Genomic DNA, 12,835 nt, shown 5'->3' on the forward strand with positions numbered 1-12,835 from the left:
TGTCTCCTTGGTCATGACTGATCAGGCGCCGATATAGGCCTTGCGCACGGCTTCGTTACCCAGCATGGCCTGCTGGTCACCTTCCATCACCAGGCTGCCGCCCTCGATGACGTAGGCGCGGTGGGCGATCTTCAGCGCCGCAAACGCATTCTGCTCGGCCAGCAAAACGCTAGTGCCGGACTTATTGATGCGCGAAATCACCTCGAACATCTGATTGACCACCAGCGGCGCAAGCCCGAGCGAGGGCTCGTCGAGCATCAGCAGGCGGGGTCGACTCATCAGCGCCCGGCCAATGGCGACCATCTGTTGCTGGCCACCGCTCAGCGAGCCGGCCGGCTGGTTGCGTTTGTCGTGCAGGATGGGAAACAGTTCGAGCACCTCCTGCAGGTTGCGCTTGTTGCCCTCGCCATCACGCCGATGCAGGTACGCACCGAGCGCAAGGTTCTGCGAGACCGACATCTGCGGGAACAGCTTGCGCCCTTCAGGGCAGTGCACCACACCGGCGGCGACCAATGCTGAAGGCTTGAGCCCGTCGATGCGCTTGCCCTCCAGCGTGATGCTGCCAGCTGTTGGCTTGAGCAGCCCGCTGATGGTGTTGAACAAGGTGGTCTTGCCCGCACCGTTGGCCCCGAGCAGCACCACCAGTTCGCCGGCGCCAACCGTCATGGAAACCTGCGTGAGCGCCTTGAAACTGCCGTAGCAGACATCGACCCGATCAAGCTGCAGCATCGTAGTCGCTCCCCAGGTAGGCTTCGATCACAGCCGGGTTCGCCTTGATCTCGGCGGGTGTGCCCTCGGCGATCTTCTCGCCGTAGTTGAGCACCATGATTTTGTCCGCCAGCCCCATGATCATGTCCATCTTGTGCTCGATCAGGCACACGGTCAGGCCGTGTTCGGGCATCTTGCGGATCAACTGCGCCAGGCCTTCGGTCTCCTCCGGATTGACGCCCGCCGCCGGCTCGTCGAGCAGCACCAGTTTCGGTTCGGTGGCCAACGCCAGGGCAAAGGCCACGCGCTTGCGTTCCTCTTGGGAGATATCCAACACCACGCGGTTCTCCAAGTGTGCGAGCCCGACGAAGTCCAGCGCGGCGCGGGCCTTCTCGCGGCACTCACGTTCCTCCTGCTGCAGACGTTTGGAATTGATCAGCACGTCCCACAGGCCGGATCGGGTACGTAAACGGTGGCCGACAATCAGGTTGTCCAGCACGGTGGCCTGCTCGAATAGGTGCGTGGTCTGGAAGGTACGCCCGACGCCTAGCCGGGCCACACGATCGCAGCGCATCCGCGACACGTCGTGACCGTCGATGAGGATGCGGCCGGAACTGGGCTTGTGCACACCGGATATCAGGTTGAAGAAGGTGCTCTTGCCGGCGCCGTTGGGGCCGATGATGGCGTTGATCTTGCGCGCCTCGAACTCGACGCTGACGTCATGTACCGCCGCGAGGCCGCCGAACATCTTGGTCAGGTTTTCGACCTTAAGCATTTGTGTTCACCTCGCTGCCTGGGGTGACTTTGTTACCGGCTCGTGGATCCTGCGCCCGCGCCACTTCGGTGTCTTTGCGCAGCTTCCAGCCAAGGAAGGTGCCGATCAGCCCGCGCGGCATGAAGATCACCAGCACCACGATCAGCGGGCCGAAGATGATCATCCGATAGTCCTCGAGGAACTGCAGCGACTGGGTGATCCAGACGATCCCCACAGTGCCGGCCAGCGGCCCGAACAGCGTGCCGAAGCCGCCCACCAGCAGGTAGGTGATCATGTCGAAGGTATGGTTGGGGTTGGCTTCCTCCGGGCCGATGAAGCGAATCATCGAGGCGTAAAGCCCGCCGGCGATGCCGGCGTAAGTGGTCGACAGGACGAATGCCAGCAGCTTGTTGCGCATCAGGTCGATGCCCAGCGACTGGGCCAGCGCGTCACCGTTGCGGATCGCCATGAAGGTGCGCCCCAGCAGCGAGGACGCCAAGCGCCCGGCGAACCAGATCGCCAGAACCAGGAACAGCAGCGCCAGGTAGTAGAACGGCACCGTCTGGCTGAAATCGACTAGCCCGAATCCATCCGGCGCCGCGATGCCGCGAATGCCGATGGCGCCGTGCGTCAGCTCCTCCCACTTATCGATCAACAGATAGATGATGAAGCCGACGCAGAGCGTGAAGATGGCGAAGAAGTGCTCCTTCAGACGCAGCGAGACAATGCCGACCAGCGCACCGATGGCCGCCGAAACCAGCGCCGCCGCCACGAAGGCCGGCCAGAAATTCCAGCCATGATCAGCAGTAAGAATCGCCAAGGTATAGGCGCCGATGGCAAAAAAGCCGCCGTGGGCCAGGTTCAGCTGGCCGCAGTAACCGGTGATGATGTTCAGGCCGTAGACCGCGATGGCCCAGATGAAGGCGCTGGCCATCACGTAGACCTGGTATTCGCTCTTGGCGAACAGGGGGAACGCTAGGGCCAAGGCCAGCAGAAACAGCTTGCAGCCGCGACCGGTCAGCAAAGAGGCGAAACGATGCATCAGTGAGCCCCCTTGGCGAACAGCCCGGTTGGGCGCAACGACAGGATCACCACCAGCAGCGAGAAGGCGATGATGTCCTTGTAGTCCGAGGACAGGTAGAAGCCTCCGAAGCTTTCGGCGAAACCGAGAATCATCGCGCCGAGAATGGCGCCCGGGATGCTGCCCATGCCGCCGAGCACGATGATCACGAAGGCTTTCATGATCACCAGATGCCCCATCGCCGGATACACCAGGTTGATCGGCGCATACAGGGTGGCGGCGAAGGCGGCGAGCATGCCGGAGATGGCGAAGGTCAGCATGGCCACGCGGTTGGCGTCGATGCCGACCAGGAAGGCGCCTTCACGACTCTGGGCCATGGCGATGATCGTCGAGCCGAGCATCGTCTTGCGCAAGAACAGGTGCAGCGCCAGCATCAGGGTAAAGGCGCCGACAATGATCAAGAGGCGCTGCTCGGGAATGATCAGCCCGTCGAAGTTGAGAATGCCACCGTAGGGCGAAGCCATGCGACGGAAGTCCGAGCCCCAGAGCATCTGCACCACCGCTTCGAGAAACAGCAGGATGCCGATCGCCGCGATCTTGTCATGGATCGGCGGCGCATTGCGCAGCGGGTGGAAGACCAGCCGCTCGGACAGCACCGCCAGCACCGCCACCACGACTCCGGACAGCACCATGGCGATCCAGTAATGCAAGCCAATGTCTGTCATGAAGAAGTAGGAAGCGAACGCACCGACCATATACAGCGCGCCATGGGCGAAGTTGGGAATGTGCAGGATGCCGTAGACGAGCGTCAGGCCGAGAGCGACCAGACCATAGATGCTGCCCAGGGTCAGGCCGTTGAGCACTTGCTGAAACAATAGATTCAATGCAGCGCCTCCGTGGATCTTGTTGTTATGTGTGCCACCGAGCGAGTGCTGATCGCAAACAAGCCGGTCGAACTTCGCCAGCCGCCGACACATCGGAACTCGTCGCCTGACTGACATTGGCACTCGCTTTCACCCTCGTCAAACCAGCGGCCCGGAAGAGATGAAGCCCCATAAAGCAGCGTGATGCTCGCAACAATCTGTTTCAGTGACCGGCCAGTCGATCCGATTAGGCCTCGGCTGTTCGGTGGCTGGATCAAACCGAACACACCGCAGCGAGCCTACTCAGGACGCACCAAACTGGATCATTCGCACCTCCGAATCCTTCATGCGCACCATTGAAGGGCATCGAAAGCCAACGGCCAGACCAATCGCCTGGTTCATTTATGCCGTCACAGGCTCGTGCGCCCAGGCAGCGCACCGCTGTGGCGCGAGAGGCACGACTATTGCTCCGACTGGAGCAAGACTCCTGACGTCGCACGGCCCATGACCGCACTGACAACTCTGTTCACGCCACACTGGAATGCCGAACTCGAGCTGGGCTATGCCCGCTTCGATCACGTGACGCGCCCGGTGCTTCGACGGCACAGCGGACCGCTGAGGGTGCAGAAGCACCTCTATCCAGAAGGGCCAGAAGTCTGCCAACACATCATCGTGCACCCGCCGGGCGGGATTGCGGGTGGCGACCGACTGGACATCAGCGCCACGGTGGGCCCCGGTGCCTGGGCGCAGTTGACCAGCCCCGGCGCAGCCAAATGGTATCGCGCCGCTGGCCCTGCTTTTCAAAACCTGCAGCTGCGGGTCGCACCTGGCGCCACGCTTGAATGGTTGCCACAGGAAACCATCGTTTATTCCGCGGCGCAGGCCGAGCTGGAGATGTCGATCGAATTGCAAGGCGACGCCCGGCTGTTCTATTGGGACATCGTCGCGTTGGGTCGACCGGCCAGTGACGAACGCTTCGAAGCCGGACACTTTCAGGCACAGCTGAATATCACCCGCGACGGCGAATGGCTCTGGCACGAACGCCAACGTGTGACCGGTGACGACGGCCTGCTCGACTCGCCGATCGGCCTCGATGGCAACCCGGTTTTCGCCACCCTGATCGTGACCGGCGAGATCGACGCCGAGCTGATGGAACGCTGCCGCGAACTTTCGAGCCGGGTTCGGGGCGACCTGACACAGTTGCCGGGCCTGGTCATTGGCCGTTGTCTGGCCAGCGAAGCCCTGCATGCCCGTGCCTGGCTGATTGACCTGTGGCGCCTGTTGCGTCCAGCACTGCTGGGGCGCGAGGCAATGCCACCGAGGATCTGGAGTACATGAACAACGGTGGGTAAGGCTCCGCCGTTACCCACCCTACGCCGGCCAGCAGGTGCATGGCCGCCCCGAAATTCGCTGCGTGGTTTGTCGCCACGAGCCGGTGGATGTGAAAAGCGACATCCACCCTACGAATGGAGCCGTTATGGATTTGTCGCCAAGAGAAAAAGACAAGCTACTGATTTTCACCGCCGGCCTGGTCGCCGAGCGGCGCCTGGCACGTGGGGTGAAACTCAACTACCCGGAAGCCATGGCCTACATCTCGGCCGCGCTGCTCGAAGGCGCCCGCGACGGCCAGACGGTGGCCGAGCTGATGCATTTCGGCACGACGCTGCTCAGTCGCGGCCAGGTCATGGAGGGCGTGCCGGAAATGATCCCGGAGATTCAGGTGGAAGCGACTTTCCCCGACGGCACCAAGCTGGTCACCGTGCATCAACCAATCCCCTGAAAGAGAGGTCAATGTCTGTTGCGGCCATGCCGTGATGACCCCGAACCGCTTGAAGGATTTCACCGTGCAGATACGTGACGCCCTGGATGCAGACCTCGACGGCATCCTGCAGATTTACAACGACGCGGTGCAGAACAGCACGGCGATCTGGAACGACCAGCCGGTCGATCTCGACAACCGCCGTGCCTGGCTGGCCGAACGCCACGCGCAGAATTACCCCGTTCTGGTGGCGATAGACGATCAGGGACAGGTAGCCGGCTATGCCTCCTTCGGCCCCTGGCGCCCTCACGACGGCTATCGCCATACCGTGGAGAACTCGGTCTACGTCAGCCCCGACCATCGCGGCAGCGGCATCGGCCGCAGCCTGATGCAGGCGCTGATCCAACGCGCTCGCCAGCTGGAGAAGCACGTGATGATCGCCTTCATCGAGAGCGAGAACCGTGCATCGATCCATATGCATCAGCAGCTCGGCTTCATTCATGTCGGGCAGATGCGCCAGGTGGGCTGCAAGTTCGGCCGCTGGCTGGACCTGACCATGATGCAACTGACCCTCAACAGGACGTCCAACCCATGATTCCCGGCGAATACCAAATCCAGGATGGCGACATCGAGCTCAACGCCGGCCGCCGCACGCTGACCCTGAACGTGGCCAACAGCGGCGACCGGCCGATCCAGGTCGGCTCGCACTATCACTTCTTCGAAACCAACGATGCTCTGGCCTTCGACCGTGCCGCCGCGCGCGGCATGCGCCTGAACATCCCGGCCGGTACCGCGGTGCGCTTCGAGCCCGGACAGAGCCGCGAGGTGGAGCTGGTCGAGCTGGCCGGTGACCGTCGGGTGTTCGGTTTTGCCGGGCGGGTGATGGGCGCGCTCTAGAACGCAGCCGCAAGCGACAAGCAAGCTTCGTAGGGTGGAAAACGCCGCAGGCTTTTCCACCGTGACCAGGATCGGTGGATGACTTCGGTCATCCACCCTACGCGAGACGATACCGATGAAGATTTCCCGCCAAGCCTATGCCGACATGTTCGGCCCCACTGTCGGCGACAAGGTGCGCCTGGCCGACACCGACCTGTGGATCGAGGTCGAAAGGGACCTCACTACCTACGGCGAGGAAGTGAAGTTCGGCGGCGGCAAGGTGATCCGCGATGGCATGGGCCAGAGTCAGCTGTGCGCCGAGGACGTGGTCGATACGCTGATTACCAATGCGCTGATCATGGACCACTGGGGCATCGTCAAAGCAGATGTGGGCCTCAAGGACGGCCGCATCGCGGCCATCGGCAAGGCTGGCAATCCGGATATCCAGCCAGATGTGACCATCGCCATCGGCGCCGCTACCGAAGTCATCGCTGGCGAGGGCATGATCCTCACTGCCGGCGGCATCGACTCGCACATTCATTTCATCTGCCCGCAGCAGATCGAAGAAGCGCTGATGAGCGGCGTCACCACAATGATCGGCGGTGGCACCGGGCCAGCCACCGGCACCAACGCCACCACCGTCACACCTGGCCCATGGCACATGGCGATGATGCTCAAGGCGGCTGACGCCTTCCCGATGAACATCGGCTTCACGGGCAAGGGTAACGCCTCGCTGGCCGAGCCCTTAATCGAGCAGGTCAAGGCCGGCGCCATCGGCCTCAAGCTGCACGAAGACTGGGGGACCACGCCTGCGGCCATCGACAACTGCCTCAGCGTGGCGGACCAGTACGACGTGCAGGTGGCGATCCACACCGACACCCTCAATGAGTCCGGCTTCGTTGAGACCACCCTGAGGGCCTTCAAGGGCCGCACCATCCACACCTACCACACCGAGGGCGCCGGTGGTGGCCATGCCCCGGACATCATCAAGGCCTGCGGCTTCCCCAACGTCCTGCCGAGCTCGACCAACCCGACGCGGCCGTTCACGCGCAATACCATAGACGAGCACCTGGACATGCTCATGGTCTGCCATCACCTGGACCCGAGCATCGCCGAGGACGTGGCCTTCGCCGAAAGCCGTATTCGTCGCGAAACCATCGCCGCTGAGGACATCCTGCATGACCTCGGTGCCTTCTCCATGATCAGCTCCGACAGCCAGGCCATGGGCCGCGTCGGCGAGGTGATCACCCGCACCTGGCAGACCGCCGACAAGATGAAGAAGCAGCGCGGCGCCCTTCCCGGCGATGGCGTCGGCAACGACAACTTCCGCGCCAAGCGCTACATCGCCAAATACACTATCAACCCGGCCATCACCCACGGCGTCAGCCATGAGGTGGGCTCGATCGAAGTGGGCAAATGGGCGGATCTGGTGCTCTGGCGTCCGGCGTTCTTCGGAGTGAAGCCGACGCTGATCCTCAAGGGCGGCGCCATCGCGGCCAGCCTGATGGGCGACGCCAATGCCTCGATCCCGACACCGCAACCGGTGCACTACCGGCCGATGTTCGCGAGCTTTGGCGGCTCGCTGCATGCCTCGAGTTTCACCTTCATCAGCCAGGCCGCGTTCGAGGCCGGTGTGCCCGAGCAGCTGGGGCTGAAAAAGAAGATCGGGGTGGTGAAAGGCTGCCGCTCGGTGCAGAAGAAGGACCTGATCCATAACGACTACACACCGGATATCCAGGTCGACCCGCAGAACTATCAGGTCAGGGCCGACGGCCAGTTGCTCTGGTGCGAGCCGGCCGAGGTGCTGCCGATGGCGCAGCGCTATTTCTTGTTCTGACAGCGATCGCCGTTCAGATCCCATTGCGTTTTTCACAGGGGCGGCCTGGCCACCCTTTTTTGTGCGCGCACCAGCCTGTGTGCACGCCCAGAGTGCATAAACGGACGCTTGAAGGGATTGAGGCAAGTGCGGGTCAAAAAAAAGCCCACAAATGATCCGGGCGGAAAACTTTTTTGCGGTGGTTGATTGCAGGCGAGCCCTTTATAAGCATCGTCCTAGACGGCCTCTCGCGAAATTGCATAACAAAATGATTATTTATGTATACAAAGTCGAAGCGAGTTTGGATTTCATCTTCTAGGCTTTGCTCAGGTCTCGGCGTATCTGACGAATGCCACAAGGCCTGACTTCGCGGACTCTGCCATACGCGGAACAAGAACTGCATACAAAAACCATTAACAGTCTTGCACAGAGCGCCCAGAGATGAACCACGACGACTTTCAGATCAAGCAGATCGATCCCAGCCTGTATAACGCCGACCTCGCCCCGCTCGCCCCAGCCAAACGCAAGTGGGGCTGGTTCGAGGTCTTCAACGTCTGGTCTAACGATATTCAGAGCTTGTTCGGCTACACCCTGGCCGCCACCCTGTTCATCAGTTACGGCCTGAACGGCTGGGCGGTGCTTGCCGGAATCGTACTGGCCGGCTTTATCGTCATGGGCCTGGTGCAGCTGACAGGTAAACCCAGCGTCAAATACGGCATCCCATTCCCGGTCATGGCTCGCGCCAGCATGGGCGTGCGCGGTGCGAATTTTCCAGCGGTCGTGCGCGGCATCGTGGCGATCTTTTGGTACGGCGTGCAGACCTATTTCGCCTCGACCGCGGTCGCCTTGCTGATTCGTACCTTGGCGGGCCCCGGCTCGGAAACTACCCTGCTGGGCCTGACCGCAGTGGACTGGGTCGCTTATGTGATCGTTTGCGTCTTTCAGGTCGCGTTGTTCGTGCGTGGCGTGGACTGGGTGACGCGCTTCCTCAACTGGGCCGGGCCGCTGGTCTATCTGGTGATGATCGCGATGATGATCGCCATCTGTTACCAGGCCGGGCCAAGCCTGGCCGGCGCGCTGGGCAGCATATTCAGCGGCACCGGCAGCTATGCCGGCGGGCCCGTCGCCGCGTTTGCCGCCGTGGTCGGCACCATGGTCGCCTACTTCGCCGCGGTGGTGATCAACTACGGCGATTTCGCCCGTTTCGTGAAAAATGAGCGGCAGATGCGCATCGGCAACTTCCTCGGCCTGCCGGTCAGCCTGGCGATCTTTTCGCTGATCGCCCTGGTGATCACCGCCGGCACCGTGGTGGTGTTTGGCGAAACCCTGACCAACCCCACCGATATCGTTTCGCGCATCGACAACGTCGGCCTGACCCTGATCGCTGCAATCACCTTCTTCGCCGCCACGGTGGGCATCAATCTGGTCGCCAACTTCATCCCGCCGGCCTATGACATCGCCAATCTGGCTCCAGCGCATATCAGTGCACGCACCGGCGGCTACATCACCGCGGCCATCGCTTTCTTCATCGGTGCGCTGTGGGTGTCGTTCATCAGCGCAGTCGGCATCGCCGCCTTCGTAGACACACTGGGCGCCGTGCTGGCACCGCTGTACGGCATCATCGTGGCCGACTACTACCTGGTCCGCCGGCAGCGGCTGGATGTGCAACAGCTGTTCTGCGCCGCACCGGGCTCAGCCTACTATTTCAACGCCGGCTGGAACCGCAAGGCGATCATCGCGTTCGGGATCAGCTCGGTGTTCTCGGTCGCCTCCGTCTGGACGCCTGGGCTGGAAAGCCTGTCGGGCTTCGCCTGGCTGCTCGGCGCGCTGTTCGGTGCCGTGGTGCATTACCTGCTGATGCGCAAGCAGATCGTTCCGGCAAATGCGCAGCCTCCTTTGACGACGCAAGCCTGATGCCCCCTTGGATCGGGCCGGCTGACCGTCGGCTCGATTCAGCGCGACGAACGGCCCGTGATAGAGTGCCGGGCCATCACCACGCGCAGCCTTGACACCCGCATGAACCGATCGGTTAGCGACGATATTTCGGCTATCAGCCGCATCAGCGCAGTCCCCGCCATTCTTCAGGTCATCTCCGAGACCACCGGATTACGTTTCGCCGCCGTAGCGCGTGTCACCGCGGACTCCTGGACGGCCTGTGCGGTGCTCGACCGGATCAACTTCGGCCTGCAGGTCGGTGGCGAACTGGACGTAACGACGACCCTCTGCCACGAAATTCACGCGTCCCACCAAACCATCATCATCAGCAAGGTGAGCGAGGACGAACGCTACTGCAATCACCACACCCCAAAGATGTATGGTTTCGAAAGCTACATCTCGGCCCCGGTGTTTCGTACCGACGGCAGCTTCTTCGGCACTGTCTGTGCGCTCGATCCGCTGCCCGCCAATCTGTCGGAAGGGTCGATCCTGGCGATGATGGAGTCGTTCGCCAAGCTGCTGGCCATTCAGCTCGAAGCCGAGGAACGTTTCGAGGCGACCGAGGCGGCACTGCTCGATGCACAGCAGACGGCCGAGCTGCGCGAGCAGTTCATTGCCTTGCTCGGCCACGACCTGCGCAATCCCCTCTCGTCGATCATGTCCGGCGCGCAGCTATTGCTGAGACGCTCGAAAGAGGCCTCAATCATCGGCATCGCCGAGCACATGCTCACCGCGACCCGCCGCGCGTCACGCCTGGTAGATGACGTGCTGGACTTCGCCCGCGGGCGCCTGGGCAACGGCATCCCTCTGCACAATGATCGATGCGACACGCTGCATATCACCCTGACGCATATCGTTTCGGAAATGCAGAGCGCTCATCCGCAACGGACCATCGAGGCGGACATCGACGCACTCGAGCGGATCCACTGCGATGCGGATCGCCTGGCGCAATTACTGTCCAACCTGATTGCCAATGCGCTGGTGCATGGGTCGAGAGAGGGCCGGGTACATGTCAGCGCACGCGTCGAAGAGGGCCGCTTTTTGCTGGCGGTGAACAATCGGGGCGAGCCGATTCCACCGGAGCGCCAGGCGCAGCTGTTCCAGCCTTACTGGCGAGAAGCGTCGAATGTCCAATCCGGACTCGGCCTCGGGCTTTATATCGCCAATGAGATCGCCGTGTCGCACGGAGGCAGGATGCAGGTCACGTCTACCGCCGAGGCCGGCACCACCTTTACTTTCAGCATGCCGACCGGGACGCTCACGTCTTAGGCGTGCTCGGCCTTCATCATGTCGTAGGCGCCAAGGTATGCACCGGCCAGCTGGTTCTTCTGCTGTTCGCTGAGCAGCTTGCCGGCCATCTGGAAGAATTTGTGCTCCTCTTCCTGCAGGTGATGGTGAACCTTGTCCGACAGCTTGCGGGCCTGAGCGAGCCAGCTAGGGCTGCTGGGATCCGTCTCCTCCAGGGCCTCGACCATTTCGTCCATTTCATGATGCTCGGCGATGGCATGACGGGACAGGTCGACGCCGCTGTCATCGCGCATCAGCGGAATATAGAAGTGACGCTCTTCGGCCACCGAATGCACCCAGAGTTCATGCTTGAGCTGGGCGAACAGCTCCTGGCGTTCGGCGGAATCGCCACTTGTCTGCGTCAGGCGTTCGGACAGGTCGCGCTGGATGTCATGGCTCAGGCGCAGCGCTTCGAAAATCATCATGGGGCATTCCTCTTCCATGAAAGGGTGTGGGGGACGCGTTGTGTGACCCATGCGCGCGCGTCGAGTGCGATCCGGGCGCGCGATTTATCGCCTCAGCGTAGCTGGCTGTCCTTGCTGCCCCTGCGGTTGTAGCCGCTGAATTTGGCTTCCTGCTTGTCCTGTTCGGTCTGGCACTTCACGCACAGGCGCACGCCCGGAACGGCCTGACGCCTTGCCTCGGGAATCTCCGCGTCGCACTCCTCGCAGTGCGTCAGGCTTTCGCCTCGCCCCAATCGGCTGCGCGCTCGCTGCACCGCATCCTCGATGGTGCTGTCGATCTGTTCCTGCACTGCGCCTTCGTTTGCCCACCCCGTGGCCATAAAAACCTCCCGCCTGTCTGAAAACAGTCATTGGCTATTTCAACATTCGAACGGCGAGTGCCGCGGCCGTTCAACTAGTCAAATCCCCGGCACCATTATGGGTCGCCAATGAATCGGCACCGCCCGTCGTTCGCTTGGCGTCAAAACGACGAACGGGGATTGCACTACGTCCGCATCGACTACTCTTCCCGACGATTGATCAGGCAAGAGTGGCCATCAAACAGTCTTCAGCCGCTCTGTATAGGCCTTGCCCTTTGCGGTCGCCAGCGGGCGGCTTGTATGACTAATCCACCCGTGAATCGGTGTATGAACAAAAAATTCATCGCGACGGCCTTGATGCTCGGCCTTAGCGGATGCGCCAGTCAACCGCAGGTCGTCGAACGCGAAGTCGGACAATTCGATCTCAAGCTCGGCATGGCGCCCACTCGCAGCATGGCCCAGGGGCTCGTCAGCCCGACCGTCGGAAGCACTTTCCGCGGAGGCTTGGATCTGACCCACGCCAATGGCATGTACGTGGGGCAGTGGGCACCCAGCATGGGCATCCTTGAGGGCAACCCCCTGGAGTTGGACACCTACATAGGTTACGCCCAGCAGCCGCTCGACAACGCCTTGGGTTTCGAGCTGGGGGTGATCCGCTACAGCTTTCCCGAACTGGAAAACCGCGACCGCCATGAGTACTACGGCGGCATCAATCTGGCCGGTAACCGCCTAGGTGGCGCTCTGCGCAGCGCTCCAGGGCGTACCGACAGTACGCTGTTCCTGGAATTTGACTCGTTTCGACCATTGGATTTCGGGGTGCGCCTGAAGTACGCGAGCCACTCGCTGGACAACCCGCGGCACTACACTGGCGGCAGTGTGCGGGTATTCAACGACTGGTCGCTGAATCTGTCCCGCCCGCTGCTCGGCGTGAACCTGGACCTGTCCTATACCGACTCCAACCTGAGCGGGCGAGAGTGCGGCGTTTATTCCGGGCAGAACGCCCATTGCGAGAGCTTCTTCATGTTCAGGGCGCAGCGTCTTTTGTTCTGAACT

General features: G+C 61.9%; 14 protein-coding genes. 8 read left to right on the top strand and 6 right to left on the bottom strand.

What is annotated here, in order from left to right; genetic code table 11:
• Positions 1–21: 21 nt before the first annotated feature.
• The 4 genes from MCB86_RS12320 to MCB86_RS12335 are packed head-to-tail and all read right to left on the bottom strand — an operon-like array spanning position 22 to position 3,367.
• Positions 22–729, bottom strand: coding sequence for an ABC transporter ATP-binding protein (locus tag MCB86_RS12320; protein ID WP_045163779.1), 708 nt, complete (start codon positions 727–729; stop codon positions 22–24).
• Positions 716–1,483, bottom strand: coding sequence for an ABC transporter ATP-binding protein (locus MCB86_RS12325; RefSeq protein ID WP_045163780.1), 768 nt, complete (start codon positions 1,481–1,483; stop codon positions 716–718). Before MCB86_RS12325 ends, MCB86_RS12320 begins: the two co-directional genes overlap by 14 nt.
• Positions 1,476–2,504, bottom strand: coding sequence for a branched-chain amino acid ABC transporter permease (locus MCB86_RS12330; protein ID WP_045163781.1), 1,029 nt, complete (start codon positions 2,502–2,504; stop codon positions 1,476–1,478). The genes MCB86_RS12325 and MCB86_RS12330 overlap by 8 nt, the downstream gene beginning before the upstream one ends.
• Positions 2,504–3,367 carry a branched-chain amino acid ABC transporter permease gene (locus tag MCB86_RS12335; RefSeq protein WP_239611112.1) on the bottom strand — a complete coding sequence of 288 codons (864 nt, stop codon included), beginning with the start codon at positions 3,365–3,367 and terminating at the stop codon, positions 2,504–2,506. The genes MCB86_RS12330 and MCB86_RS12335 overlap by 1 nt, the downstream gene beginning before the upstream one ends.
• A gap of 483 nt (positions 3,368–3,850) precedes the next feature.
• Here MCB86_RS12335 and MCB86_RS12340 point away from each other — a divergent pair, with 483 nt between their 5' ends.
• From MCB86_RS12340 to MCB86_RS12370, 7 genes are all read left to right on the top strand, one after another.
• Entirely contained in the window at positions 3,851–4,684 is an 834-nt protein-coding gene (locus MCB86_RS12340) for an urease accessory protein UreD (RefSeq protein WP_239611113.1), read from the top strand.
• A 139-nt stretch (positions 4,685–4,823) separates the two neighbouring features.
• Positions 4,824–5,126: an urease subunit gamma gene (gene ureA / locus MCB86_RS12345; protein WP_045163783.1), complete on the top strand. Its 303-nt coding sequence runs from the start codon at positions 4,824–4,826 to the stop codon at positions 5,124–5,126.
• A gap of 34 nt (positions 5,127–5,160) precedes the next feature.
• Positions 5,161–5,700 (top strand): GNAT family N-acetyltransferase, encoded by a 540-nt coding sequence (locus MCB86_RS12350; RefSeq protein WP_155397673.1) that lies wholly within the window; start codon positions 5,161–5,163, stop codon positions 5,698–5,700.
• Positions 5,697–6,002 carry an urease subunit beta gene (locus tag MCB86_RS12355; RefSeq protein WP_045163784.1) on the top strand — a complete coding sequence of 102 codons (306 nt, stop codon included), beginning with the start codon at positions 5,697–5,699 and terminating at the stop codon, positions 6,000–6,002. Before MCB86_RS12350 ends, MCB86_RS12355 begins: the two co-directional genes overlap by 4 nt.
• Before the next feature lie 115 nt (positions 6,003–6,117).
• Positions 6,118–7,818: an urease subunit alpha gene (gene ureC, locus MCB86_RS12360; RefSeq protein WP_239611114.1), complete on the top strand. Its 1,701-nt coding sequence runs from the start codon at positions 6,118–6,120 to the stop codon at positions 7,816–7,818.
• A 420-nt stretch (positions 7,819–8,238) separates the two neighbouring features.
• Entirely contained in the window at positions 8,239–9,711 is a 1,473-nt protein-coding gene (locus MCB86_RS12365) for an NCS1 family nucleobase:cation symporter-1 (RefSeq protein WP_045163786.1), read from the top strand.
• Between the two features lie 102 nt (positions 9,712–9,813).
• A complete protein-coding gene (locus tag MCB86_RS12370; protein ID WP_239611115.1) occupies positions 9,814–11,001 on the top strand; it encodes a GAF domain-containing sensor histidine kinase in 1,188 nt (395 codons plus the stop codon).
• On the opposite strand, the gene MCB86_RS12375 is transcribed toward MCB86_RS12370, so the two are convergent.
• Positions 10,998–11,444 (bottom strand): hemerythrin domain-containing protein, encoded by a 447-nt coding sequence (locus MCB86_RS12375; RefSeq protein ID WP_045163787.1) that lies wholly within the window; start codon positions 11,442–11,444, stop codon positions 10,998–11,000. The genes MCB86_RS12370 and MCB86_RS12375 overlap by 4 nt on opposite strands.
• Positions 11,445–11,536: 92 nt before the next feature.
• Complete coding sequence (locus MCB86_RS12380) at positions 11,537–11,803, bottom strand: DksA/TraR family C4-type zinc finger protein (RefSeq protein ID WP_045163788.1); 267 nt, start codon at positions 11,801–11,803, stop codon at positions 11,537–11,539.
• A 306-nt stretch (positions 11,804–12,109) separates the two neighbouring features.
• Between MCB86_RS12380 and MCB86_RS12385 the strand changes: the two genes are divergently transcribed.
• Complete coding sequence (locus MCB86_RS12385; RefSeq protein ID WP_045163789.1) at positions 12,110–12,832, top strand: TorF family putative porin; 723 nt, start codon at positions 12,110–12,112, stop codon at positions 12,830–12,832.
• The last annotated feature ends 3 nt before the right edge of the window (positions 12,833–12,835 follow it).

The organism is Pseudomonas sp. KSR10 (assembly GCF_022355455.1).
GTDB lineage: Bacteria > Pseudomonadota > Gammaproteobacteria > Pseudomonadales > Pseudomonadaceae > Stutzerimonas > Stutzerimonas stutzeri_E.

What these genes read in the sequence shown, in the direction of transcription:
- MCB86_RS12320 (WP_045163779.1), bottom strand. Translation starts at nt 729, where the DNA reads ATGCTGCAGCTTGATCGGGTCGATGTCTGCTACGGCAGTTTCAAGGCG.
- MCB86_RS12325 (WP_045163780.1), bottom strand. Translation starts at nt 1,483, where the DNA reads ATGCTTAAGGTCGAAAACCTGACCAAGATGTTCGGCGGCCTCGCGGCG.
- MCB86_RS12330 (WP_045163781.1), bottom strand. Translation starts at nt 2,504, where the DNA reads ATGCATCGTTTCGCCTCTTTGCTGACCGGTCGCGGCTGCAAGCTGTTT.
- MCB86_RS12340 (WP_239611113.1), top strand. Translation starts at nt 3,851, where the DNA reads ATGACCGCACTGACAACTCTGTTCACGCCACACTGGAATGCCGAACTC.
- ureA (WP_045163783.1), top strand. Translation starts at nt 4,824, where the DNA reads ATGGATTTGTCGCCAAGAGAAAAAGACAAGCTACTGATTTTCACCGCC.
- MCB86_RS12350 (WP_155397673.1), top strand. Translation starts at nt 5,161, where the DNA reads ATGACCCCGAACCGCTTGAAGGATTTCACCGTGCAGATACGTGACGCC.
- MCB86_RS12355 (WP_045163784.1), top strand. Translation starts at nt 5,697, where the DNA reads ATGATTCCCGGCGAATACCAAATCCAGGATGGCGACATCGAGCTCAAC.
- ureC (WP_239611114.1), top strand. Translation starts at nt 6,118, where the DNA reads ATGAAGATTTCCCGCCAAGCCTATGCCGACATGTTCGGCCCCACTGTC.
- MCB86_RS12365 (WP_045163786.1), top strand. Translation starts at nt 8,239, where the DNA reads ATGAACCACGACGACTTTCAGATCAAGCAGATCGATCCCAGCCTGTAT.
- MCB86_RS12370 (WP_239611115.1), top strand. Translation starts at nt 9,814, where the DNA reads ATGAACCGATCGGTTAGCGACGATATTTCGGCTATCAGCCGCATCAGC.
- MCB86_RS12375 (WP_045163787.1), bottom strand. Translation starts at nt 11,444, where the DNA reads ATGATGATTTTCGAAGCGCTGCGCCTGAGCCATGACATCCAGCGCGAC.
- MCB86_RS12380 (WP_045163788.1), bottom strand. Translation starts at nt 11,803, where the DNA reads ATGGCCACGGGGTGGGCAAACGAAGGCGCAGTGCAGGAACAGATCGAC.
- MCB86_RS12385 (WP_045163789.1), top strand. Translation starts at nt 12,110, where the DNA reads ATGAACAAAAAATTCATCGCGACGGCCTTGATGCTCGGCCTTAGCGGA.